The organism is Halobacillus sp. K22, assembly GCF_052246795.1.
In the GTDB taxonomy this organism is placed as follows: Bacteria; Bacillota; Bacilli; order Bacillales; family Halobacillaceae; genus Halobacillus.
Map to the genome: position 1 here is coordinate 32,884 of NZ_JBQQCN010000010.1, position 23,300 is coordinate 56,183.

Consider the following 23,300-nt stretch of genomic DNA (forward strand, 5'->3'; position numbering starts at 1 on the left):
CCCAACTTTATTAGGGCGAATGGACCTTCCAGAATAAGAGTATTCTTTCTTACGTATCGTGCCTGAAATGCTTATATAATAGGCTATCTCACATAGTTCGAACCTAAAAAATTATTTATGCCCATTTAATTATTTATTGTTAAGCAGGTAAAAGGTGAACGGTTTCGAGTTTCTGATTCGGCAAGGTCCGAAGGGGGACAATGGAGACTCCTGTGGGATGAACATGATCGGTAAGATCCCGGAAGGCGAAGCCTGAGGAAGCTTACCACATGCCCACGGAAAGTGTTTAAAAGCGGAATCGCCCCGATAGACACGACCCGCATAAGCAGGAAAATCAAAAGGGATGCGTTCTTTCGTCCCGTTGAATTTTCTGCTTATGACGCGAGTGTCTGGGCGATGCAGCTGGACGAATCGTCCCCCGCAGCACCTTCACTCTAACCCAATACCTCTAATTCGAGTCTTCAACTAACCTGCCCTATTGTGTAATAAGCCTTTTATGAAGAATTAACAAAAAACTTTAGCAGAGCTAAAAAAACAAAAACTGCCGAGACTTTCTCGACAGTTTAAGCATTGGCCTAACTCAACCTTTTTAAATGAAGAATTAGTACCCACTATTTTATTAATCCTACATTGCCTCTTTAATTCCTTTGTTCACAAGCCAACGGTTGGCTGGAAAGCTTGTTATAAATCCTAGAATCATAGCTATCTGCATCATAAACCAGTAACTCACGTCTGTAGGTTTTGGAGGTTCAGTGAACAATACAAAATGTACAATAGCCATCCAGCCGAACATTCCAATTTCAAAAGCAAGCAGGGAGAGTGTATCCGCCTTTACCGCCTCTTTTATTGCGCTTGTAGCTCCGGCTTTCTTATTCATAGGATAAATAGCAAAAAATTGAAATATTATACCGAAGATATAAGCAAGAATAAACTCTACAATATAATGAGTAAATAACACTGATCCTGCGATCGCTATACCTGTCAACGCTACAATTGGAACTCCGACTGCATCACCTAAGGTACAGCCTGCTGAACAGTGACTGGTAGACGTAAACACTTGAGCTCCTCTGCCACGGTTGTCTTCTCGTTCTATATCCTTTGCTTTTATACGTCCCCATTTAAAATAAGTCCAAATAGCTGCCGGTCCGAGAAACCAACCATTGATTGGCCACACCACATTCATGATTGCCATCTGTTGCGGATGGCGTGTTACATCAATAATAATAATCAGCGAAGAAATCAGCCCAATCCCTAGAGCTATGATTGAAATAATTGTTAGGGTATCCATTGCACTTCCTCCTTTATAAACCCCTTACCCCCCGCCCCTATTCTCATAAACATCACCTCTCGAAAACATTTAGTCAGCTAATTATTACTATATAAATAACCAAAATCTCCACGTTGGAGATCACATAGCAAAACATCATAGATGCTAGTTAAAAATCTCATAATTATTGGTTAAAGTGGTGTTTTCCTAAATATATTCATAAACATTAAAATAGTCTGAAACAAAAATATTTACTTCAACAATGGAATTTACTATACTATTTTTTATTAGGAGGCTAAATAAAATGAAGCAAGAATTCAGCGATTCTCTAGGATACAACATCCATATGGCTTCACATTTTATACAAAACGTTTATAACGAAAGGCTTGGGGAGTACGATCTTACTCACTCTCAAGCGAGAGTGATCTACTTCCTGGCCACTTGCGGTCAACAGTCACAAACCGAGCTACAGAAGAAACTATATATTAAAGCTTCCTCCATGAACGGAGTCATTGAATCCTTACTTAAGCACGGAAGGATCGAAAAACGAACAAGTCCGAGTGACAAACGTGCTAATTTAATCACATTAACGAGTCAGGGGCTCGAACTGCATGAGACCATTCAGGAAATTATTCGAAAGATCGAAATCCAAGCATCGGAAGGCCTTTCTGAAGAAGAACAGAAAGTAATGGTGTCGTGGCTTAAAAAAGTCCAGAAGAATATGAAGCCTTCTTTAGAAAGGAGTGACCAATCATGAAAGAACAGAGTCAGCGTTTAGGTACTCAGCCAATACCAAAGCTGCTTGCCAATTTGTCCATCCCGGCTATGATCGGTATGTTTGTTATGGCTTTATACAACGTCGTGGATACTTTGTTTATTGCAAGAGGGGTAGGTATCCTGGGTGTGTCCGGCGTAAGTATTGGTTTTCCGGTCATGATGATTATGATGGCAGTTGCAGCCGCCGTGGGGATTGGGGGCGCTTCCGTTATTTCAAGAAGACTTGGGGAAAACAAGGCCGAGGAAGCTAACCAGGTATTTGGAAATGTGCTTTTTACTATTCTCATTATCAGCGTATTCGGTTTTATTAGTGCTTTCACTATTCTGGAACCCCTACTAAAACTTTTTGGAGCGACAGAAAACATCCTGCCATACGCAAAAGATTACTTGTTTCCCATTTTGCTTGGCACATTATTCTTTTCCTTTGCCTTTACGACCAACAATATCATCAGATCTGAAGGTAACTCACGCTTTGCCATGATTACTATGATCATACCTGCTGTATTAAATATCATTCTTGATCCTATTTTTATTTTTGGGCTGGACATGGGAGTGAAGGGAGCTTCGATCGCTACTGTAATTTCACAGGGAACTGTAAGCGTGGTTGTACTCTACTATTTCCTTAGCGGTAAATCCTCTCTAAAGATTCAGGCATCCTTTTTACGGCCTCACCTGAAAGTACTCAAGGAAGTGATTATCATCGGAATGCCAGCTTTCATTCGCCAAGTGTCTGGGAGCGGCATGATGATTGCCATTAATTTTATGCTAATTAAATTTGGCGGAGAGTTTGAAGTTGGAGTTTTTGGCATCGTCCAGAAGCTCGCCATGTTTACAATTATGCCGATGATCGGTGTCCTGCAGGGGATGCAGCCTATAATCGGATATAATTACGGTGCTAACAACTATGCCCGCTTAAAAGAAACCATCCTGCTCGGTATGAAAATCGTTACCGTTATATCGTTCGGTATCTTTGCAATTATGATGGTTTTCCCAGAAGGACTAATGCACATCTTTACCGGAGATGATACTACAATTGAAGCAGGAGCTTATGCCATACGAATTATGTTCGCCCTCGCCATGTTAATTGGTATTCAAGTTGTCAGCGGCGGCCTTTACCAGGCACTTGGTATGGCGAAACCAGCGATGATTTTATCCATGGCCCGCCAAGTATTATTTTTAATACCGCTTGTCTTGGTTCTTCCGTACTTTTTTGGTGTTACTGGTGTATGGCTTGCTTTTCCAATTGCAGATTTAATGGCTTTTATGCTTTCTATTATTTTTCTGTATAAAGATAGGGATCTATTCTTTAAATCACAAAAAGAAACTCCTCCCTATGAAACTGCTCCGACATCATTATAAACGAAAAAACACGGCGTCCTTTGACGTCGTGTTTTTTATGTAAGTGCTCCTTCATTATTAATGGATTTCTACCGATTATTTGGGAACTTTTTAAAAAGAAATTGGCTGGAGGACTTCACTATGATCAAATAACCTGAACCTGGTACCGAAACCGACCATCATAAGCTACCTTAATTTTAGATAAAGAAAAAGTCTTATTTACTCTCCCAAGCAAATTGTTATTTTTTCCAATGATTCCAATTATCATATAGCAAGGTGTGACAAATTCAGTTAAAATAAGTACAGAATAGACAAAAAAAGATAAAGGATGGACCGAATGACTTATTCAGTAAACTTGATTAAACTGTTTATTCGCCGCGAAGACCACTTATTTAAATTGAGAGAAGCGGAGCGAATTAAAAACGTTTGGAAACTATTATTCTTATTACTAGGTTTAACCATTCTCACCTATGTATGGACCTCCTGGATCGGGCTGGGGACCGACCCTCTATCAGATGAGATGACCACCTTAAACAGGATGGAATATGAATTCAGAAAAGCTTGGTTCTTGATCGGCAGAGTAGCCTTTGGAATTCTGTTATATATATTCATCTTATTTATATCTTCTTTCTTTTTCTGGTTGTTTAATCATGTTTCTTATAAGAAGCTTTTGATTATCCAAATGAACATCCTTTTAATCATGCTCCTTGAGCGTGTCCTGTGGATCCCGTTAATGGTTTACTTCGGGTTAGACTGGTATGTTTCACCCTTTTCATTTGGAATTATCACTTCCTACATAACCACTTTAGATTGGGTCATTTATCTACTGGGCTCTATCTCCATTTTTCAACTGTTTATTATTTGGTACCAGGTGACATGCATTTCTGCCATCTCCCCTACCAAAAAAAGGTGGATATGGACAGGCGTTATCTTTTGGCACTTGCTTTTATGGACCGGAACCGCAGCTCTATCCAATTATGACCTGTTTTTACTCTATTTAATCAGGTAAGAAAGCAGAAGGTGTGAACGTATATGAAAAATAAAAAGTATAGTAAAAGAATTATAGGTTTCTTAATGATCGCATTCGTAACAGCCAATGCCCTGCTTATTTACTATGATGATGAGGGGCAGGTGGAGCGTAAATCCTACATTAAGGAATGGTCTCAGTCCACCACTTCCGACTTGCAGAACTCCCTGCATTCTGAAGGGGTTTTTGCAGCTACGGAAACAACTCCTGTTTACTTCAATCAGGATGCTGGTGCTTTTCACGAATTTGTCGCAAAAGAAGGTCAGACCGTTGAGGAAGGCGATGACCTCTATTCTTATGAAGTAGAAGACTATGCCAGCCAAGAAACCCAGCTCGAGAATAAACAAACTCGATTAGAACAGGAAATAACAGCTCTCGAGAATTACATACAAGAGTTTGAGAGCTATACAGTCCCTGAACCGGAAAATGAGCTGAGCGAACCAGGCCTCAACGGCCCGAATACGGAAAATAATACAAACTTTGGTCCAGACAGTCCGGCCAGCAGTGATACCAGTAATCCAGATACAGAAGCTTCCTATGCAGAGACAGAGTTTCTGAAAAAAGAAAAAATCGCTGAGCAAGAAACTGTTTTAGCTCAAAAAGAAGCTATGGCTGCTATGGTAGAAAGTCAGCTCAGTCAACTGCGTGAGAATGGACAGCTCATTACGGTGAGCAGTCCATTTTCAGGAACTGTTACGGATACTTCCAATGATCTGGATGAACCCATTCTCACCCTCGCTTCAACAGAGCTGAACCTTCAGGGGGATTTGAAGGAAGAATATCGCCCGGACGTAGAACAAGAAATGCCGGTAGCCATATACGTTCCCGAACTGAACGTGGAACTTGATGGTTCTCTTTCAACGATCCAGGATCATCCTAAAGAAGTAGAGGTCAATGAAAGCAGCAGATACCCATATGAAGTCACGATGGACGAAGTAGATGAAAAGATTTTGCCAGGTTATCATGCAGAAGTAGAGATTATTACAAAACAAGCTGATGGGGTCGTTACTACTCTGGAAGACGGACTCATCAAGGAGAAGAAATCATATGTGTGGACAATGAATGAAGACGGAAAAATCGATCGGCACGAAGTAGAAACAGGACTTAAAGAGAACAAGCTGATCGAAATACAAAAAGGGCTGGAAGCTGGTGAGTGGGTTGCTTATCAGCCTAAAGATGAGTTTCGGAGGGAATCCACCTTCTTTACTCCTCTCAAGCTTCAGGACCTAAAGGTTTCACAGGTATTGGAATCAGATCAGGATAGCATCGTGAATTATGGATTACTAGGTCTTTTAGCTCGTTAATCTGATCAGATGAGCACCCTTACTCCTAAAGGAAGGGTGCTTTTTTAGGCTCAGTTAATAAAGTCGCCTCCTACACAAAAGCTCCCGATACTGGAAGACTCAGTTTCGAGATAACTCGGGTCCATTGCCAAAAAAGGATGGGGCGGCTACGGAAACAACTCCCTTTCCTGCGGCGCTACACGAAGTAGGGTCGATCGACGTTGCCACAGGAGGTGGCGATCTTAGTCGATCCTCCTTTTACCACAAGCCTCCTCAGTCGTTAACACTCCTTGTGGGGTCTCGCCTAGCTCCTTCTCCCGTTCTTACACTCATGATAGATGGATTCATAATCTAATTCCTAAACGGCATGGAGTGCTATCCTGCTCCAGCACCTAGCGGCTAGTGAGACTTCCCTCGCTTCTGTACGATAAGGCAACATCGAATCGCTCCGCTCTTCGTGTTTTCTTTATCTCCGCCACCTCAACAATATCTAGTGAACGGACCCTGCTATAGAAGACAGGGGTCAAGCTGTATCTGCCTCAAATGCTTCTATAACAGGGTTCCTAAACGTAAACAAGCAGTAAAAATCAAGGTGGATTATAGATGATCCTTGTTCATGGGAAGGCGATTATGTAGAGATTTTCGAGCTCTCTATGATCGCAAAGGGGCGGAAGGGAACGGCGAAGACTCCTGCGGGATGAACATGATCGGTGAGATCCCGGAAGGCGAAGCCTGAGGAAGCTCACCACATGCCCGCGGAAAGCGAGTCGTTCCCTGGAGCCACTTTCTCTACAAAATATCTCGAAACTGAGTCTTCAACTAAACGGCCCTATTGTGGAATAAATCAACGCCAAAGCTTAACAAAGTCTTTTTAATGATTGGTGACAATCATATCCATTGCATATCAAATCGCTGCATGGGAAGATATACGTGTTAATTTAAGTAAAGGGGGACACAGGGATGAAATTAAGTGTATTAGATCAATCCCCCATTTTATCCGGGATGACTTCTCAAGATGCACTAAAACAAACAGCACAGCTGGCAGAATGGACAGATCGTTTAGGATATCACCGTTTCTGGGTAGCTGAACACCACAGTACAGAAAGCCTTGCCGGGTCGTCTCCAGCTATCTTAGCTGCCCACTTAGCTGCTCGTACCGAACGCATCCGCATAGGGACAGGAGGAGTTCTGCTTCCTCACTACAGTGCCTATAAAGTTGCTGAATCTTTTCGTGTGCTGGAAACCTTACACCCGAATCGAATTGATCTTGGGGTAGGACGCGCTCCAGGCGGCATGCCCAATGTAAACTTAGCTCTAAACCGGGGCAGTTCTCCTGATATTGAGGGATACCCGGCTCAAATAGAAGAATTGATGGCCTACTTGCATGGACAGGATCCTCAAGGGATGAATGTGTATGCTACCCCTAAAGGAGAAACATCTCCTCCGATTTGGATGCTCGGATCGAGCGGAACAAGCGCGCGATTGGCCGCAGATCTAGGCGCTTCATATTCTTTTGCCCACTTTATAAACGGCCACGGAGGGGCAAGAGTCGTTGATCGTTATAAAAAATATTTCTCCCCTTCCATGCAGCAAGGCGCACCAGACGCGAATGTCTCCATTTTCGTTGTGTGTGCAGAGACGGATGAACATGCCGAATATTTAGCTTCAAGCCTCGATCTTGCTCTTTTACAAATTGAACAGGGCGCGAGAAGGTCTGGTTTTCCTACTCCGGACGAGGCTCTTCAGTATTCTTATACTTTAGTTGAACAAGAGAGAATACAAGATAACCGCAGCCGAATGATCGTTGGTTCTCCTGAGCGAGTAAAACAAGAGATTGAGGAGTTAGCAGAAAGCTATCAGGTAGATGAGATTATCATTAATACGATTGTCTCTCCTTTTGAAGCTCGCCTCCGTTCCTATGAACTATTAGCTGAAGCATTTAATCTTCATAAAAAATAAGCAAAAAACAGGAGAACTTGTCTTTATGCTCAAGTTCTCCTGTTTTTTAATTACCATCTATTTCCGGTTCTTGTTTTTCATAACCATTTAAAAATCTCCGTCCCTGAAGACGAAGATTTCACTATGTAACTAGCGCTTGGGACGACCGGCCGGTCTGGTTAAAGACAGCAAATCTTCATCTAAATTCATGACTTTCTGTTCAACCATTTGACGTGCATCCTGAATCCCTTTGTTATATAAGAAGGGCCCAAGTTCTTCCGCCATCATCTGGATAAGCTGGTCAGCCGCTAGTTCTCCCATCTCCTCGCCTCTTTCAAGTTCAAAATACTCCTGCACTCTGGCAATCACATATTCTTTCTCTTCCTTTTTTAAAGATGGAAGCATTTGAATCAGTCCCCTTTCTAATCCAAGCCTACCATATCCATGAATGAAAAGGAGTATAAGAAACTGTTACTCTGCCATTGCTTCACTAGCAGCAAACAGTTATTCACTATTTATTCATACCGAGGGCACAGACGGTGTCATTCGGAAATGTTGGTTTTATAAAAACTTCAATGTTATTAAAACCTGCCTCTTCAAGCAAGGCACGAAGCTGTCCACCCATAACTTCAGTCGTCTCATCACTTGTGCCACGGCCATGCGGAGAAAGGGTCAGGGCTATTCTCCCTCCAGGACGCAGTAGGGAACGCAGGTGGCTTAACGTCTTCACGGGAGTGTCCCAAAATGAAATGTTATTAATGGAATAGATTTTATCCAGTGGCTGTTGAAAATCTTCCAGCACTTGAGCCTGTCCATGCATCAAACACACCTGATCAGGTCTCTTTTCATTTTTAAGTCTGCGAAGTGCCGTTTCCACCATCGACTCCGATGGATCAATCCCATATAAGACAGTTCCTTCTTTATCTGCTATCTTTTTAAGAGCATCAGCCGGCCCAAACCCAACCTCCAATACTCTGTCTTTATTTTGAATATCTAAAAATGAAAGTGTCCACTCATTTCTCTTTTCGTTTTCTTTAACCATAAACCATCCTGTTATTTTCCCCAGCCAGCCTTCCGGTTTAGCAAACTGTTCATATAACATTCTATTCCACTCCTTTTTCCAATCTTTTATGTCTTTTCCCTCCCTTCCGCTATCCTATGCGCTATTTAAAACTTATTTAGTTTCCTTAAGATAGATTTGTTTGTATGATAGATTACAGAAACCTCTTACAAAATAATGTAGGGTGTAGGAGATAAGGAGGGTTCCAATGAGAAATGGATGGCTTCTATTCAGCATCATTCTAACAGCCTTTTTAGCTGCATGTGGAGACACACAATCAAATAGGTCAGGTTTTTCTGAAGTGAAGGAACAATCTTGGTCTGATATAGAAAATTCCGCAGACGGTACAACGGTCCGACTTTATATGTGGGGCGGCGATGAAGGTATTAACCAATATATTGATGAATGGGCTGCTCCCCGATTAAAAGAAAAATATGGTATTACACTGGAACGAGTTCCCATGGAAACTGCAGAAATTCTACAAAAGCTGCAAACCGAAAAACAAGCCGGCAAGAAGGATGGAATCATAGATATCATATGGTTGAATGGAGAGAACTTTAAGAACGCTAAAGAAAACGAATTGCTCGCAGGATCTTTCGTAGATAAGCTTCCAAACTTTCAAGAGTATTACGATACAGATGATCCTGCTTTCCAAACTGATTTCGGTACAGCAACCGAAGGGATGGAAGCTCCCTGGGGGAAAGTACAATTTGTTTTTCATTTCGATCAATCGAAAATCGAAAATCCTCCTTCTTCATTTGAGGAATTGAAAAACTGGGTCGAGAAGCATCCAGGTAAATTCACTTATCCAAACGCGGAAGACTTTACAGGAAACGCCTTTCTTCGGCATGTTTTATACGCAAAAGCCGAGGAACCATCTAACATTTATGAACAGAATCTAGACCAAGAAAGAACAGCAGAAACAGCTGATGAAACCTGGGGATATTTAGAAGATATGAAGCCGAACCTGTGGCGGAACGGTCAGCACTACCCGAACAGCTTAACCGAATTGGACCGGCTATATAGCCAGGGAGAAGTATGGATGACGATGGGGTATAATGAGGCCCGCGCCGAGTCCCTTATTGAGGAAGGGGTGTTCCCCGAAACCACCCGTTCCTTTGTTATGGAGCCAGGTTCGATTGGAAATACACACTTTCTTTCGATTCCATTTAACAGCCCTAACCCTGAAGGAGCTCTAACAGCTATCAATTATATGCTCTCTCCAGAAGCTCAGTTAGCCAAGCTTGAACCAGACTATTGGGGAGAAAACACTCCTATCAGTATGGATAAATTATCTAAAGATATGCGCGAGAAGTTCAAATCCGTCGAACGCGGGAAGAGCGTACTGAGCCAAGAAAAACTTGAAGAAAGCTTCCTTCCAGAATCAGAAGCGGGATATGTAGAATGGATCAAGGATCAGTGGTTTAATGAAGTTGTTCAGCAATAAATCTGTTTATCTATTAATCCCGGCCCTCTTATTTCTCATTCTGCCTATATACGGTTTCTTCGCGGCCATCATGCAGAGTTTGTCCGGAGGAGGAGGATGGACATTTGAATATTACAATAGTTTATTTGAATCCAGCCGCTTCCTTTCTTCGATTTGGTTCAGCATTCGAACAACTGTGATCGCAACGATTTTATCCTTAATCATTGGAGTTCTCATCACTCGTTCATTTTATCCTTACTTGGAACATCACGTCCCGAGATTGCTCGTGTGGCTTCCGATGCTTTTCCCTCATTTTGTGTGGGGCTACATGATTATTCTACTTCTATCTGAAACAGGGCTTGTTGCTCAAGTTCTTGTGGAGGCAGGAGTGATCCCGAACAGCAGCGCATTCCCTATTTGGACGAGGGACCCGCAAGGGATAGGGATTATCCTAACGTATGTATGGAAGGAAGTACCTTTTGTCATTCTTATGCTGCTGCCGGTTTATAGTTCTATTAAACCAGGCTACTACGACCTCGTGAAAACCCTCGGCGGAAGTAAAATGAGGCAGTTCACAGCAGTCGAGTGGCCAGCTGTTTTCCCTGTATTAGTGGAAACTGCATTGATTGTATTTTCTTTTACGGTCTCTGCCTATGAAGTCCCAGCCTTAATGGGCACCACTTTTCCAGAAATGATTTCAGTACTCAGCTATGAATGGTTTTATGGAAGTGGATGGGAAGACCGGCCGATGGCTTTTGCAGCAATGGTTAGCCTGAGTCTGTTCATTCTTGCGTTTTCCACAGCAGGTTTCTCTATACTTCAGAAAAAGCGCTGGCGAGCTATGAGAGGAAGATCTATATGAATGCTAAAAAACTCACCTTTATAGTGTCAGCTCTTTTGTTGTTTGTAATGCCCGTCCTGCTGCTTCTATTACAAAGTTTCAGCTCTCCCTGGCGCTTCCAGTCCGGAGAACCATTCCACTTTCAACTAGCGAGTTTTCAGGTATTATGGTCTGCAGCTAACCTGCTGGAAGCTACACTCTGGTCCGTCGTTGTCGGAGCAGGTGTACTTATTCTAAATATGATCGTGGGAATCTCTGCGGGTAAAGCGCTAGCCACGCTTTCGTTTAAAGGAAAACCGCTTTTGGAAGCCCTTTTCCTGTCTCCCGTTTTAATTCCAGTGCTTGCAGTCGCAATGGGACTTCATCTGTTCATGATTCAAGCAGGACTGGCTGATACAATGGCAGGAGTTATTCTTATTCATCTAGTTCCTACTATTCCTTACAGCATTCGGATTTTTCACAATTCGTACGCCCAGCTTGGGAATCATATGTTGGAACAACCACTCGTACTTGGTGCTGCACCGTTGCATCAATTATTCACTGTAGAACTTCCTTTAATGAAACCTGCGATTCGCAGCGTCACGTTCTTAACCATCGTTATCAGCTTAAGTCAATATGCCATTACCTCTATCATCGGTGGCGGCAGGATCATTACCCTGCCTATGATTTTCTTTCCATTCCTTGATACAGCTAACACCTCGGTCATGGCCGCTTTTGCTGTCTGGTTTGCTATGATTCCACTAGCTATGTACATCATTGTTGAAGGTCTGATCCTTCTTCTGCCCTATTCTAGAATGCCCTGGAGGAATACACGATGAGTCACACACTGAACGTTCAGCATCTAAGCAAACAATTTAATCACGACCTCATCCTGTCTGACCTTACTTTTCAATTAGAAAAAGGAGAAATTCTAAGCATAGTGGGTCCTTCAGGAAGCGGAAAAACAACCCTGCTCCGTATCCTGGCTGGTCTGGAAACCCCTTCCCAAGGAAGTATTCATATGTATGGGAAAGAGATTACTTTCCAAAAAGCTAATCGCCGGGATATCAGTCTTGTCTTTCAGCAGCCTTTACTTTTTCCGCATATGACAGTCGAGGAAAATATCGCTTACGGTGCAAAGCTCGCAGGTAAGAAGGACAAAAACAAAATCACCCAATTGCTTGAAGCAACTGGGTTAGATCGATACAGGAAGTACTTCCCTGCCGAAATCTCCGGGGGCCAGCAGCAGCGTGTTGCTTTAGCCCGCGCTATGGCTACTGAACCTGAAATCATTTTATTTGATGAACCTTTCAGCAGCCTTGACCCTAAACTGCGTCATGAGATCAGATATTGGGTGAGAGATTTTTTAGTTGATCAATCTATAACAGGGGTTTTTGTAACGCATGATACGGAGGAAGCGATGATTATGGGGGACCGTCTGGCTCTCTTTCATGAAGGTACATTCCAGCAAATCGACAGGGCAGAAGCGATTCATGAAAACCCCGCCAATTCCTTTGTTGCTGATTTCTTAGGAGGTCATCTGGTCATTGACTCAAGACACTATGTTCCAGTCAAGGATTGTTCTCTCCATCCTATTAAAGAAGAAGAAATGCGTTCCTATGATGGGATCCTGCAGCACATTACGTTCCAAAACGGCCAGACGGTCGGTCATATATTATTAAAAGATCTAGGCCATAAGATTGTTCTTCCTCTCAGGGAACATGTATCCGCGGAAAAAATCACTCTATATATTAAAGAATCGAGTATCCGGAAGTTTGGAGGCGCGATAATATGAAATGGAAAAGCCTCCTACGGGCCCTGTTATTTGTCATTATTTTTATTGCTATTGCTTGGTTTATCCGGAAGCAATTTGATGTAACTGCGGATAGTATTCGTGGATACATTCTTTCTTTCGGTATTTATGGACCGATGCTGTTTATGGGGTTGTATGCGATAGGTCCGATCGTTGTATTTCCAACCTCCATCCTATCTTTAGCCGCTGCTTTTGCTTATGGTTTATGGCCAGGTATGTTATACATTGTGATTGGTGCTACTGCGGCTGGAATTACTGGTTACGTGATGGGACGGTTCTTCGGAGATTCAGTTTTGAAATTCCAAGAATCCAAATGGTCTGAAAAAATATATTACCGGATGAAAGAGCGGGGCTTATTATATGTATTTGTATTAAGACTCATCCCTATTGTAGGGTTTGACATCTTAAGTTACTTGGCAGGCGTCACACGTGTAAAGCTTCAATCTTTTATCATCGCTACCGTTTTCGGAATGCTCCCCGGAACATTCGCCTACAGCTTAGTCGGTACAAGCCTGGCAAGTGGAGACCGTCAGTTAATTTTCATCGCCTTAACTGTATTTGCTCTGATCTTTGCTCTGACTTTTTTATTCCGGAATAAGGTCAGGAGCTGGCTGAAGATATAATAAATAAGCGCCTCTTTATAAGAGACGCTTATTTATATTTAGCCATGAAATCTCTGTCTATTTTATTTTTTAACTTCCATGCCTGATGGCTGTGATGACTCAGCGGACCATAAACCATAAATCCTTGCTCTTTACCTGTTGATAAGATATAGAGGGCATTTTTTTGAGGGTCATACTCTTGGAGGGGTTGACCAGACAAGTATTGGCTTAGATTATTCCATAGCACAGGACCTTGCTTTACAGCATATACGCCGCTTTTCTGGAGCTCAGGGTACTCAGCCAGTGTGACGCAGTCTCCTGATCCAAAGATATAATCATACTCTTGAAACTGAAGTGTGTCCCTGACCAGCGCAAAACCTCTCTCATCTACTTCCACCCCCGAATGTTTAAAGATTGGCTCGGCAGAAGCTCCGCCCAGCCATAGGACACTGGTATGGCGAATCTTATTCCCTGAGTCCGTTACGATATAATTTTCGTGGATCTCCTTTACACTTTCATCCTCCCACACTTGAACCCCTTTTTTAGTAAGTAGTGATTTAAGCCGAGTGGAAACCAATTTCGGGAATTCGTTCATGACCTTTTCAGCAGTTACCAGCTTAACTTGGCCCGGGATTTGGTTCTTCTCTTTGTAGGTTTGAATCGAAAGGGCAAGTTCCGTTCCCGCAGCTCCTCCCCCTACAATTAATGGATGAGTGGTATTACGAATTTCTTCAATCTGAGAAATAAATTGATAATTTGGCTTGATGGTACGAGCAACCGTATCTTCAAAATCTTTTGGTAAACTTTGGGAACCAATGTCAAAGCTCACAACATCAAAGGGATAGACTGAGCCATCATGGCAAATTACTTTCTTTTGTTTAGGGCGTAAACTGACCGCTGTTTTTTCAATGAAATGTATACGCGCTTCTCTAGTGACCTTTTCCAAAGAAACTCGCGTTTCCTCAAGCGTGTACAGACCTTCGGTAAACCCGGAAAACATTCCAGAGTAATACTGATATCTGGATGAAGAAATCAGACACACTTCTACATTTGACCATGCTTCGCTTTTCAGCCTTCGTATGACTTCTAGATGAGCGTGGCCTGCCCCTACTAATAACAATCGTTTTGACATTACAGGACCCCCCTTTATACAAAACGTCCACATGGCATAGACCATGTGGACGTTTACTTTAAAGACTTGTTTGCAAAAACTCTTCTACTTCTTCAGGGGTTTTTGCATTTGCACTATGCAAATGGGCGATCTTTTCACCTTGCTTAAAAATCAGCAAACTAGGAATACCCATAACCTCATACTTCTCTGCAACTTCAGGAATTTCGTCGCGATTAACGTCGTACCAATGGTACTGGTTGTATTCCTCTAAAACTTCCCCGATAAACATATCCATTCGACGACAATCCGGACACCAGTCTGCTTGGAATTTAATAATAACCGGCTGCTCGCTCTCGATTGTTTCGTTGAATTTCTCTATTGTATGAATTGATTCCATGCTCACCATTCTCCTTTTTTAAACAGATTCTTATCCATATGATAATGGGTAAGAGTGCTTTTGTCTTATGATTTGCTTATTTGTATTCCACTCGCCCCAGCAGCCATGCAGCCAAGAGACCTCCAAGGAAGGTAAGGACACTTACTATCCACATTCCTGCGCCTCCTGGTACACCTGGAAAAATAACAAAGACGGACCCAATGACTAAACCAATGATCAGTGCGAAGGTGCCTGAAGTATAATTCTCTAAAAAGAATTTAACAATTTTACTCATAACGACAATACCAAACACAATTCCTAATCCGACCACTGCAATAATATCAAATTTCAAATCTGATACTCCGCCGACTACAGTTGAATAAACCCCAATAATTAATAATATGAATGAACCGCTGATACCTGGAAGAATCATAGCACTGCTCGCAATCCAGCCTGAAAAGAACAAAAGAACATAGGTGGAAAGCGTTAGGTTCTGCATAGGTTCCGTTTCATTCGTCTGGAAAAAAGCCATCGACGCCACGAGTACTGCGCCAATGAGTAAGATCAGATAATGGTTCGCTTTAAATTTATGCTTCACATCCGCTTTATGTGTTAAGTAAGGCAGGACCCCTATAATTAATCCCAGGAAAAAAAACTGAGTAGGACCAGGGTAATGTTCAAATAACCACTCTATTAACTTTGCCAGCAGCAGAATAGACGTAATAACCCCTATTCCCAACGGTAGTAAAAATTTAAGATGTTTTTTCCATTCCTTTGTAAAGAAACCGTTGATCGCTTCAATCAATCGGTCATAGATACCTAAAACCACCGCAATTGTACCACCGCTTACGCCAGGGACTACGTCACTTGCTCCCATAAGCATACCGCGGTAGATATTTCTCCACTCCCACATGTGCAATACTCCTTTTTAATGAAATCAAAGTGTTACTTATTTTACTCTACTAATCTATGAGTTTATGATCCTTTTTAAATGTATCCTAAAAACTACCTTCAATCAATCATTCTTATTACATAAATAAAGGGCCGGAGGAGTTCCGGGCCCTTTACTATTTTGTAATCAAGCAGATGTTCTTTCTTGAGATTCTCTCTGATCCTTTTCAATAGCGGCTTTATCAGCGCGCAATGCTTTGTAAAGTGAGAAAACCATGAGAACCATAATAAATGAGAATGGAAAGGCAGCCGATATCAGGGCATTTTGCAAGGCTTGCAGTCCTCCGGAATACAACAGCACGGCTGCCATGGAAGACTGAATAATCCCCCAGGCGAACTTAACCATGGTCGGCGGTGTTAATGAACCATTCGTTGTCTGCATGCCTAATACGAATGTAGCCGAATCAGCAGATGTAATAAAGAAAGTCCCTATCAGAATCATCGCAATGATGGACATAATCAATCCTAAGGGATAGTTATCGAAAGTACCAAAGAGAGTCTGCTCAGTAACTAGTTCCGATAGATTCGCTTCGCCGCCCTGCTGAACTTTAATAGCAGAAGAACCAAACGTAGAGAACCATAGAAAGCCTATGACGGAAGGTACTAATAAAACCCCGGAAAGGAACTCTCGAATTGTACGTCCTTTGGAGACACGGGCGATAAATATACCGACGAATGGAGACCACGCAATCCACCAGGCCCAATAGAAAACAGTCCAGCTGTTGATCCAGGAACGGTTCTCTTCACTATTCGGAGCTAGTCTGAAACTCATGGATGGCAGGTTTTGCAAATAAGCTCCAAACGTATCCGTAAACATATTCATAATGAACAAAGTAGGACCAATGACAAGCATCATAACTAGTAGAAGTAAAGCTAAGACCATATTGGTATTACTTAAGTACTTAATTCCTTTACTAAGACCAGTGTAAGCTGACATCATAAACAATACTGTTACAACACCGATGATAATTAGCTGCACCACAAACGAATCTTGAATAGGCGTGAGGAAGGTTAGTCCTCCGTTAATTTGTGCAGCACCGAAACCTAAGGTCGTAGCCACACCTACAATAGTGGCAAATACAGCAACCACATCAACCGCTTTACCCCATGGACCTTTCATCTTATCTCCAAATAAAGGTTCCAACGTGGCACTAACGAGAGCCGGTGCTCCCCGGCGGAATTTAAAGTAAGCGAGTACTAAAGCAACAATTGCATAGATCCCCCAGGCGTGAACTCCCCAGTGAAAATACACGAACCTCATCGCTTCGTTCAGCGCTTCAGGCGTTCCTGTTTCTGCTGTCGGGGCATTCTTTGAGTAAAAGTAAATCGGTTCGGCAGCCCCCCAGAAAACAAGACCAATTCCCATACCTGCGCTGAATAACATCGCAAACCATGTGGCATAGTTGTAGTCTGGCGTGTCCGTAGATTTACCCAGTTTAATTTTCCCGTATGGACTGAAAATCATATAGATACAGAAAATAACGAAACCAGTAACAATTAGCAGGTAATACCAGCCAAAATGAACAGAAATAAATGACTGAATGGAACCTGTAATACTCTCCAGGTTTTCAGGTGCAACAGCCCCCCAAATAACTGAAAATAAGGCGATGGCTAGAGTGATCCAAAAAACCGACGTAACTTTTTTCATCATCTTCTCCTTTCTGGTGCTTAACTTATTTACAATCGATAGACAATTGTGAGAGACAATTGCGAGGGAATGGAAAATGTGGGTTAATAAACAGTTACCCCATCCTCGAATTTGTAAACAATTTGTCTAAAAACTGTAAAATATGTCGAAAACCAGTAAAGGGTACGCCTCAGTATGGACGTGGAAACTGAATGGTTTTATTACAAGCTGATGCTAATTTTTGAGCCTGCTTATCAAAGTATTCAAAATCCAGTTGATCCATACTCTTTGTGTCTACAGCTTTCATCATATATCGGCCAAATCTCCACACATCTTCTTTAATTTGATTATCATGAACCACAGAAATCTTATAAAGAGCTTCAATAACGCCGTTCATGACAGAAAAATCATGGCTTCCATAAATCCGCATCTGGTAGAAGCTAGTATATAGATAATCGTGAAATTCCCTTGGCTCAACCTTCAGCCTGAGGCTGTTGTTATCATCTGCATAATACCGGATCGGCTCATAAACTGAACCTAATTCAGCAAGCAGCGATCCTATTCGGTTAATGCAATTAACCGCTGTATGAGGGTCATTGATACTAGGGGATATCGCTTTGACAGCAATTTCAACGAGCTTCTGAATCGAAAACTCAATGTCCTGTATATCTGTTCGCTCATTTCCGACTATTATATACTGGAGCGCTTCCTCGGGTTTAATTTCTTCCGAGCCGTTCACTTTCCAATAATAAAATAAAGGCATCCCCTTCTGAACGTAATCTCCAATTAATGTGTTGGCTTCAATAAATAAATCATTTTTGACAGCCCACTGGATAAATAATCCCATCTGCATTCCTTGAAGGTAACCAGATTGATTGGCAAAAATGACACCTTGACTGTTTTGCTTCAAGCTTTCCAGATCTTTTTCATCCCACTCTGTCGTTTCATTGTAGCTCTTTTCCTTAAACGTATTAGCAATTACCTTCGAAGTGGTCTGACGGATATCACCAATTAGATTGTTCACTTGTAAAAAGCGGGAAGAATGGTGAATAAATAATATGAAAAATCCTAAACAAATGATGGATACAACGACTGTTAAAAAGGGACTGACCAGACCTTTCTTCTGGGTGCCCCCAAGCAATAATAAATTTACAAGAGCAAAGATAAATCCAAATGAGTAAACACCCAACACATGCTGGGTTACGCGGCTTTTCATAAAATCCTGTAAAGTACGCGGAGAAAATTGTGTGGAATATGTAGTCAATACCACCATAATAGTTGAAAAACTAATCGTCGTCATTGTTAATATCGATGTAATCAGCGATCCATACAGGGTTGTTGCCACACTTTTTTCAGTTAAAAATATTTTAGGCATATTTTCCTGGACTTGCGGAACGATCCATAAGTCGATAAAACTTATGAGGATAACTGAAATGATAGATAAAAGGCTGTAAAGAGTTGGCAAAAACCAAAAGCTGTCGCGTACTTTAACCCAAATCTTTTCTCTGTTCATTAACTTCCCTCCCCTTTCTTATTTTACGGACTTCCCCACCATACCATTTAAATCAGGGAAAGCTTAAGAATTTACTTTAAAATAATAATTTTTCTAACCATATGTGATTAGGCTGGTGGTGCATCAGGCTCTGCTTGAGCCATTCCTTTTGACGCTCATTTAAGTGAGGAAATATAAAATGAAAATCCTGGTTATCCTTTTCACTGCTATGCTTCGCTTTGTATAGTAGAACAATCTCCGGATTCAAGTAAGGGATTCCCTGCTCAGAGCAGAGATTCATGTGGCTAAGCGGGAATTTAATATTGCTATCACGTCGGAAATGCCAGTGCTCTCTCTTTCTTTCGTTTAACAAGAATTCTATATGTTCCCCAGAATGGTTCGTTGAATGAATTTCGTGAACGGGGGTATTCAACCAAACCCCTTCCCTCCAATTTATTCCACTTCCTTCTTTGATATACTGCACTTTCCAGTCCTTCAAGAGTGAACGTAAAAGATGCTGCTCATCTCGCAATACAGCCACACCAATATCCCCATGCTCTCTTATTTCTTCACCTCTATGGAGGTCAATCGCCCACCCGCCAGCTATCCACCAGTGTCCGGGATAGTTTTTCATAAATTCTTTTATTTGCACACATGGTTCAAACAATTAGAATACCTCCTTCTAAATTAATTTTCTTGAAAATAGCTGACTTAAAAGATTTAAAATAAAATTCAATGTTTTTTGACAAATCCAATATTTAGTCGAATAATGAGGCATAGGAGGTGGGATATGTTAACAGGACACTTAGTAGATTTGAAACCTGTGTCTCGCAAGGATTTGGAGAATCTTTATACATGGAACAATGATGAGACCCTTACTTTTCTAAGTTCAGGAAGTGAATCATCCACCCAGAATAATAACCCTCTGGAAGCTCTTCAAGCCCAATATGAGAAGAATCTGAATTCACACCGCTTATGGGAACATGGAAGTGTTTTTATCGTTTATACGAAGGCAACTCAAGAACCTATCGGCAAATGTGATTATCGCAATTTAAACCCCGTTACAAGAACGGCTGAAATTGGACTCACGATTGGTGAACGGGATTATTGGGGCCGTGGATATGGCAGAGATATTATTTACACTTTGCTCAATCACCTATTTTATACCCTTAATTTAGAAAGAGTACAGCTGGATACCTGGAGCGGAAATCATCAGGCCATCCGTTTATACGAAAAAGCTGGATTTCAACTGGAAGGCCGCCTGCGCAGAAATGAATTTGTACAAGGCAGCTATTATGACACCATTCTAATGGGGATATTGAAAAGTGAATTTGAAGCCAACACCCATTAAAAACAAGAGAAACACTTGTACATATATCCTATTACATGTTTTTTTTGGGAAATTTAAGGGAATAAACTCATCAATATTATTTGACTCATTTTTTATCAAAATTATGTTCCAAGAAAGGAGTCAGTATGAAAAACCCAGTATTTTTTATTTCGGCTTCTGCGATCGCTGTATTAGTAGTCATCGGCGCCGTCAATCCTGAAGGGTTTGGTACTGTAGCCACAAAGCTATTTAATTTCACAACGATAAACTTCGGTTGGTTTTACCTCATCTCTGTATTCGGTTTCGTTATTTTCTTAGGTGCATTAGCACTCAGTAAGTATGGGAAAATTAAAATCGGCCCCCCGGATTCTGAACCAGAATATCCTTTTTTCACTTGGATTGGCATGCTTTTCTCAGCAGGATTTGGAGCAGGCTTAGTTTTTTGGGGCGTAGCCGAACCAATGAGCCATTTTTTCGAGACACCTTTCAGTGCGATTGATGCACAAACCGAAGAAGCTGCCCGGGTTTCGATGGGGTATTCATTTTTTCACTGGGGTATCAATCAATGGTCCGTTTTCGCTATTGTCGGCCTATTGGTCGGATTTTTACAGTTCAGGCAAAATAAGAGCGGTTTGATTTCCACCGCCCTTGAACCAGTGCTGGGCAAAAATAAAGGTGTTAAGACCTTTATTGACTCCCTTGCTGTGATTGCCACTGTTATGGGTATCGCCACCTCACTCGGACTTGGCATTCTGCAAATGAACGGTGGTCTAAAAGCCGTATTCAATGTGCCAAATAACACGACGATCCAGCTTGCCATTACCGCTGTACTTCTCGTCCTTTATTTAGCCTCTTCCAGTACAGGGTTAAATAAAGGAATTAAGTGGCTAAGTAACGTGAACCTCGGTTTATGTATGGTTTTATTAGCTTTCGTATTCATAGCAGGACCTACAGTATTTATACTTAATACCTTCACGTTAGGACTTGGAGATTATATTACTAACTTTGTCGGCTACAGCCTCCGTCTCACTCCTTATGAAGATGGAGGGGGGAGCTGGCTGAGGGAATGGACGATCTTCTACTGGGCCTGGGTCATTGCCTGGTCCCCTTTCGTCGGAACCTTCGTAGCTCGTGTATCAAGAGGCAGATCCATCCGTGAGTTTGTTTTTGGAGTACTTATTGTTCCGCCATTAATTGCATGCTTGTGGATTGCCACGTTTGGAGGCACAGCCTTAAACAGTGATTTGAATAACGGAACAAAAATAGCTGAAGCGGTTAATAATGACGTAACTTTAGCTTTATTTGAAACCTACCAGCACCTGCCTATGACAGGAGTACTATCTATTTTATCCATCTTATTAATTGCAACATTTTTAATTACCTCAGCGGACTCCGCTACTTACATTCTAGCCAGTATGACGACTAATGGGAGCTTAACCCCTCCACTTTTTGTGAAAATTGTTTGGGGAGTTCTAATGGCAGCCATTGCTGGAGTTCTGCTGTTAGCAGGAGGGCTAAATGCCTTGCAGACTGCTTCCCTTGTTTCTGCTTTACCGTTTACCATAGTGATCATACTCTTCGTCTATGCATTTACGAAGATGATTAGAAAAGAAGAGCCCGCTAAGCCAAAATTCGAACAGCACCGCAAGGCCAAATAATGAAAAAGCTGCCTCTCTAATAGGGAGGCAGCTTTTTCAGCTTTTTCATTTTTATTCACAAATTCCTTATCCCATCCCTAAGTCTCCAGGGTCATGGGCTTTAAATTTATCCATGGTGACTTCCATACTTTGATAAGGTTTGGCGTCTTTCTCCTTATCAAATGCAAAAGATGCTGACTTAAATGTTCCTGTTACCAACACGAAACCTAATAGTAATACAGTTAGCCATCTTTTCATTTTCGTATGCCTCCCTATGTTTTTATAAACGCTTCAAATAGTGTTTAGGTAAAATCGCAAAGAACTGGTCTCCGAGTTCATGAATGAATCGATGATGGGCATTTTCCAGCAGGTGAGCGTTCTTACTCGCTGCTCCCATATAACACTCTTGAAACGGCGTCCATCTTTCCAGATTTTCCAGAATTCTTATCGCTTTAGTAAAGTCTCTGTCTGCTATTGCTAGATGAGCCGTTTCTACAGGGTCAGGGGTTGTCACCTTCTCTGTTTGAAGATGATAGGCCGCAATAAAAGGAATAGTATGGATTTTGATAATTTCTGCAAACCGTTCTAAACTATACTTTTCTGCTACTTCACATGCTTTCACAGCTTGTTCCATGGATGTTTGATAGTCAGTAAATACATTGCATAGCGCCAGATTGTGATAAACCCTGCATATTTTTTTCGGCGATAATTCTGTATTGGTAATTTTATAAGCATATTTTTTTGCAAGAAGCGGGTTGTTCGTTTTCCAGTAATGCTGGAATAATAATTCATTATACCTGATCTTCATATAGTAAAGAGTCAGCGGTTCGTTAACAGCATTCATAGCTTCGTCAATTTGCTCCAGGTACTTATCAAGACCCGTGTACTCTTTCAAATCATAATAATGATAGATAATTGTAAAAAGGTGTAAGCATTGCAGAGATGGATGGAGGAATTCTTCTTGTTGCAAAGACTGTGATTGTACTTTAGATGGTTTGCTATTCAGCCTTTCTAATAGAAGCCTATATAGATAAATGAGCCGGGAATCTAAGTTATTTGTGTGGATGAGGATATCTACTTCCTTAAAAAAATCGTTCATATAAAGAAATTCAAGATAAGCAATTTGGTCCTCTAACTTTTCAGGGGGATGAGTCAAGCAATACTGGCTTGCGTGCAGGATAGCTTCTTGTTTTGACAGCGTTTTTAATAGGGGGATATATATTTCATATAAGGATGAGGTATAGTTTAATTGTAATTGATGCAATGGACTAGGTTCAATAACCTGGTAACTGACCATCCAGCTTCATCCCTTTCTCATTACCTATTTTCCATTTTATTGCATTTTATAGGTGAAGTCTAGCAATATATCAGATTATTTTGTAAATTAAATGTGAAATTTTCTAGATTTAGTGTCTTTTATCGGTG

23 protein-coding genes are annotated in these 23,300 nt (G+C 41.5%); 12 read left to right on the top strand and 11 right to left on the bottom strand.

The features are described from left to right. Nucleotides 1-625: 625 nt before the first annotated feature. Nucleotides 626-1,288 (bottom strand): DUF4396 domain-containing protein, encoded by a 663-nt coding sequence (locus tag ACTWPM_RS09230; protein ID WP_443132753.1) that lies wholly within the window; start codon nucleotides 1,286-1,288, stop codon nucleotides 626-628. A gap of 283 nt (nucleotides 1,289-1,571) precedes the next feature. On the opposite strand from ACTWPM_RS09230, the gene ACTWPM_RS09235 reads away from it, so the two are divergent. The 5 genes from ACTWPM_RS09235 (at nucleotide 1,572) to ACTWPM_RS09255 (ending at nucleotide 7,651) form a co-directional block, all read left to right on the top strand. Next, nucleotides 1,572-2,024: a MarR family winged helix-turn-helix transcriptional regulator gene (locus ACTWPM_RS09235; RefSeq protein WP_443132754.1), complete on the top strand. Its 453-nt coding sequence runs from the start codon at nucleotides 1,572-1,574 to the stop codon at nucleotides 2,022-2,024. Further along, nucleotides 2,021-3,403 (top strand): MATE family efflux transporter, encoded by a 1,383-nt coding sequence (locus tag ACTWPM_RS09240; RefSeq protein WP_443132755.1) that lies wholly within the window; start codon nucleotides 2,021-2,023, stop codon nucleotides 3,401-3,403. The genes ACTWPM_RS09235 and ACTWPM_RS09240 overlap by 4 nt, the downstream gene beginning before the upstream one ends. Before the next feature lie 316 nt (nucleotides 3,404-3,719). Beyond that, nucleotides 3,720-4,391: a hypothetical protein gene (locus ACTWPM_RS09245; protein WP_443132756.1), complete on the top strand. Its 672-nt coding sequence runs from the start codon at nucleotides 3,720-3,722 to the stop codon at nucleotides 4,389-4,391. 23 nt (nucleotides 4,392-4,414) lie between these two features. After that, on the top strand, nucleotides 4,415-5,713 hold the full coding sequence (locus tag ACTWPM_RS09250) for an efflux RND transporter periplasmic adaptor subunit (RefSeq protein ID WP_443132757.1): 1,299 nt from the start codon (nucleotides 4,415-4,417) through the stop codon (nucleotides 5,711-5,713). Between the two features lie 939 nt (nucleotides 5,714-6,652). Further along, nucleotides 6,653-7,651 carry an LLM class flavin-dependent oxidoreductase gene (locus tag ACTWPM_RS09255; RefSeq protein WP_443132758.1) on the top strand — a complete coding sequence of 333 codons (999 nt, stop codon included), beginning with the start codon at nucleotides 6,653-6,655 and terminating at the stop codon, nucleotides 7,649-7,651. Between the two features lie 129 nt (nucleotides 7,652-7,780). Here the strand turns inward: ACTWPM_RS09255 and ACTWPM_RS09260 are convergent, their stop codons facing one another. After that, complete coding sequence (locus ACTWPM_RS09260) at nucleotides 7,781-8,035, bottom strand: DUF2164 domain-containing protein (protein ID WP_443132759.1); 255 nt, start codon at nucleotides 8,033-8,035, stop codon at nucleotides 7,781-7,783. A gap of 106 nt (nucleotides 8,036-8,141) precedes the next feature. After that, the gene (locus tag ACTWPM_RS09265) at nucleotides 8,142-8,732 is read right to left on the bottom strand and encodes a class I SAM-dependent methyltransferase (protein ID WP_443132760.1); all 591 of its coding nucleotides are present in this window, start codon (nucleotides 8,730-8,732) and stop codon (nucleotides 8,142-8,144) included. Nucleotides 8,733-8,898: 166 nt separating this feature from the next. Here ACTWPM_RS09265 and ACTWPM_RS09270 point away from each other — a divergent pair, with 166 nt between their 5' ends. The 5 genes from ACTWPM_RS09270 to ACTWPM_RS09290 are packed head-to-tail and all read left to right on the top strand — an operon-like array spanning nucleotide 8,899 to nucleotide 13,372. Further along, nucleotides 8,899-10,137 (top strand): ABC transporter substrate-binding protein, encoded by a 1,239-nt coding sequence (locus tag ACTWPM_RS09270; protein ID WP_443132761.1) that lies wholly within the window; start codon nucleotides 8,899-8,901, stop codon nucleotides 10,135-10,137. Beyond that, nucleotides 10,118-10,978, top strand: a complete 861-nt coding sequence (locus tag ACTWPM_RS09275; RefSeq protein ID WP_443132762.1) for an ABC transporter permease — start codon at nucleotides 10,118-10,120, stop codon at nucleotides 10,976-10,978. Before ACTWPM_RS09270 ends, ACTWPM_RS09275 begins: the two co-directional genes overlap by 20 nt. Next, entirely contained in the window at nucleotides 10,975-11,775 is an 801-nt protein-coding gene (locus ACTWPM_RS09280; protein ID WP_443132763.1) for an ABC transporter permease, read from the top strand. The genes ACTWPM_RS09275 and ACTWPM_RS09280 overlap by 4 nt, the downstream gene beginning before the upstream one ends. Continuing rightward, entirely contained in the window at nucleotides 11,772-12,731 is a 960-nt protein-coding gene (locus ACTWPM_RS09285; protein ID WP_443132764.1) for an ABC transporter ATP-binding protein, read from the top strand. The genes ACTWPM_RS09280 and ACTWPM_RS09285 overlap by 4 nt, the downstream gene beginning before the upstream one ends. Continuing rightward, nucleotides 12,728-13,372: a TVP38/TMEM64 family protein gene (locus tag ACTWPM_RS09290; RefSeq protein WP_443132765.1), complete on the top strand. Its 645-nt coding sequence runs from the start codon at nucleotides 12,728-12,730 to the stop codon at nucleotides 13,370-13,372. The genes ACTWPM_RS09285 and ACTWPM_RS09290 overlap by 4 nt, the downstream gene beginning before the upstream one ends. 28 nt (nucleotides 13,373-13,400) lie before the next feature. Here the strand turns inward: ACTWPM_RS09290 and ACTWPM_RS09295 are convergent, their stop codons facing one another. The 6 genes from ACTWPM_RS09295 to ACTWPM_RS09320 form a co-directional block, all read right to left on the bottom strand. Beyond that, entirely contained in the window at nucleotides 13,401-14,483 is a 1,083-nt protein-coding gene (locus ACTWPM_RS09295) for an FAD-dependent oxidoreductase (protein WP_443132766.1), read from the bottom strand. A gap of 58 nt (nucleotides 14,484-14,541) precedes the next feature. Next, nucleotides 14,542-14,859 (bottom strand): thioredoxin family protein, encoded by a 318-nt coding sequence (locus tag ACTWPM_RS09300; RefSeq protein ID WP_443132767.1) that lies wholly within the window; start codon nucleotides 14,857-14,859, stop codon nucleotides 14,542-14,544. Nucleotides 14,860-14,935: 76 nt separating this feature from the next. After that, the gene (locus ACTWPM_RS09305; protein ID WP_443132768.1) at nucleotides 14,936-15,751 is read right to left on the bottom strand and encodes a DUF368 domain-containing protein; all 816 of its coding nucleotides are present in this window, start codon (nucleotides 15,749-15,751) and stop codon (nucleotides 14,936-14,938) included. Between the two features lie 165 nt (nucleotides 15,752-15,916). Then, nucleotides 15,917-17,437: a glycine betaine uptake BCCT transporter gene (locus tag ACTWPM_RS09310; RefSeq protein WP_443132769.1), complete on the bottom strand. Its 1,521-nt coding sequence runs from the start codon at nucleotides 17,435-17,437 to the stop codon at nucleotides 15,917-15,919. A 169-nt stretch (nucleotides 17,438-17,606) separates the two neighbouring features. Continuing rightward, nucleotides 17,607-18,929 carry a DUF2254 domain-containing protein gene (locus ACTWPM_RS09315; RefSeq protein ID WP_443132770.1) on the bottom strand — a complete coding sequence of 441 codons (1,323 nt, stop codon included), beginning with the start codon at nucleotides 18,927-18,929 and terminating at the stop codon, nucleotides 17,607-17,609. A gap of 76 nt (nucleotides 18,930-19,005) precedes the next feature. Then, the gene (locus tag ACTWPM_RS09320) at nucleotides 19,006-19,575 is read right to left on the bottom strand and encodes a nucleotidyltransferase domain-containing protein (protein WP_443132771.1); all 570 of its coding nucleotides are present in this window, start codon (nucleotides 19,573-19,575) and stop codon (nucleotides 19,006-19,008) included. A gap of 123 nt (nucleotides 19,576-19,698) precedes the next feature. Between ACTWPM_RS09320 and ACTWPM_RS09325 the strand changes: the two genes are divergently transcribed. Together ACTWPM_RS09325 and ACTWPM_RS09330 are read left to right on the top strand one after the other, a co-directional pair. Beyond that, nucleotides 19,699-20,259, top strand: a complete 561-nt coding sequence (locus ACTWPM_RS09325; RefSeq protein WP_443132772.1) for a GNAT family N-acetyltransferase — start codon at nucleotides 19,699-19,701, stop codon at nucleotides 20,257-20,259. A gap of 125 nt (nucleotides 20,260-20,384) precedes the next feature. Continuing rightward, nucleotides 20,385-21,896, top strand: a complete 1,512-nt coding sequence (locus ACTWPM_RS09330; RefSeq protein ID WP_443132773.1) for a BCCT family transporter — start codon at nucleotides 20,385-20,387, stop codon at nucleotides 21,894-21,896. Nucleotides 21,897-21,962: 66 nt separating this feature from the next. On the opposite strand, the gene ACTWPM_RS09335 is transcribed toward ACTWPM_RS09330, so the two are convergent. Further along, nucleotides 21,963-22,133, bottom strand: a complete 171-nt coding sequence (locus tag ACTWPM_RS09335; RefSeq protein ID WP_443132774.1) for a hypothetical protein — start codon at nucleotides 22,131-22,133, stop codon at nucleotides 21,963-21,965. A 22-nt stretch (nucleotides 22,134-22,155) separates the two neighbouring features. Next, nucleotides 22,156-23,172, bottom strand: coding sequence for an AimR family lysis-lysogeny pheromone receptor (locus ACTWPM_RS09340; RefSeq protein WP_443132775.1), 1,017 nt, complete (start codon nucleotides 23,170-23,172; stop codon nucleotides 22,156-22,158). Nucleotides 23,173-23,300 lie beyond the last annotated feature (128 nt).

Coding starts and splice junctions, on each gene's coding strand:
- ACTWPM_RS09260 (WP_443132759.1), bottom strand. CDS start 8,035: ATGCTTCCATCTTTAAAAAAGGAAGAGAAAGAATATGTGATTGCCAGA.
- ACTWPM_RS09295 (WP_443132766.1), bottom strand. CDS start 14,483: ATGTCAAAACGATTGTTATTAGTAGGGGCAGGCCACGCTCATCTAGAA.
- ACTWPM_RS09325 (WP_443132772.1), top strand. CDS start 19,699: ATGTTAACAGGACACTTAGTAGATTTGAAACCTGTGTCTCGCAAGGAT.
- ACTWPM_RS09270 (WP_443132761.1), top strand. CDS start 8,899: ATGAGAAATGGATGGCTTCTATTCAGCATCATTCTAACAGCCTTTTTA.
- ACTWPM_RS09280 (WP_443132763.1), top strand. CDS start 10,975: ATGAATGCTAAAAAACTCACCTTTATAGTGTCAGCTCTTTTGTTGTTT.
- ACTWPM_RS09285 (WP_443132764.1), top strand. CDS start 11,772: ATGAGTCACACACTGAACGTTCAGCATCTAAGCAAACAATTTAATCAC.
- ACTWPM_RS09330 (WP_443132773.1), top strand. CDS start 20,385: ATGAAAAACCCAGTATTTTTTATTTCGGCTTCTGCGATCGCTGTATTA.
- ACTWPM_RS09310 (WP_443132769.1), bottom strand. CDS start 17,437: ATGAAAAAAGTTACGTCGGTTTTTTGGATCACTCTAGCCATCGCCTTA.
- ACTWPM_RS09240 (WP_443132755.1), top strand. CDS start 2,021: ATGAAAGAACAGAGTCAGCGTTTAGGTACTCAGCCAATACCAAAGCTG.
- ACTWPM_RS09255 (WP_443132758.1), top strand. CDS start 6,653: ATGAAATTAAGTGTATTAGATCAATCCCCCATTTTATCCGGGATGACT.
- ACTWPM_RS09290 (WP_443132765.1), top strand. CDS start 12,728: ATGAAATGGAAAAGCCTCCTACGGGCCCTGTTATTTGTCATTATTTTT.
- ACTWPM_RS09275 (WP_443132762.1), top strand. CDS start 10,118: ATGAAGTTGTTCAGCAATAAATCTGTTTATCTATTAATCCCGGCCCTC.
- ACTWPM_RS09235 (WP_443132754.1), top strand. CDS start 1,572: ATGAAGCAAGAATTCAGCGATTCTCTAGGATACAACATCCATATGGCT.
- ACTWPM_RS09245 (WP_443132756.1), top strand. CDS start 3,720: ATGACTTATTCAGTAAACTTGATTAAACTGTTTATTCGCCGCGAAGAC.
- ACTWPM_RS09230 (WP_443132753.1), bottom strand. CDS start 1,288: ATGGATACCCTAACAATTATTTCAATCATAGCTCTAGGGATTGGGCTG.
- ACTWPM_RS09305 (WP_443132768.1), bottom strand. CDS start 15,751: ATGTGGGAGTGGAGAAATATCTACCGCGGTATGCTTATGGGAGCAAGT.
- ACTWPM_RS09335 (WP_443132774.1), bottom strand. CDS start 22,133: ATGAAAAGATGGCTAACTGTATTACTATTAGGTTTCGTGTTGGTAACA.
- ACTWPM_RS09265 (WP_443132760.1), bottom strand. CDS start 8,732: ATGTTATATGAACAGTTTGCTAAACCGGAAGGCTGGCTGGGGAAAATA.
- ACTWPM_RS09315 (WP_443132770.1), bottom strand. CDS start 18,929: ATGAACAGAGAAAAGATTTGGGTTAAAGTACGCGACAGCTTTTGGTTT.
- ACTWPM_RS09250 (WP_443132757.1), top strand. CDS start 4,415: ATGAAAAATAAAAAGTATAGTAAAAGAATTATAGGTTTCTTAATGATC.
- ACTWPM_RS09340 (WP_443132775.1), bottom strand. CDS start 23,172: ATGGTCAGTTACCAGGTTATTGAACCTAGTCCATTGCATCAATTACAA.
- ACTWPM_RS09300 (WP_443132767.1), bottom strand. CDS start 14,859: ATGGAATCAATTCATACAATAGAGAAATTCAACGAAACAATCGAGAGC.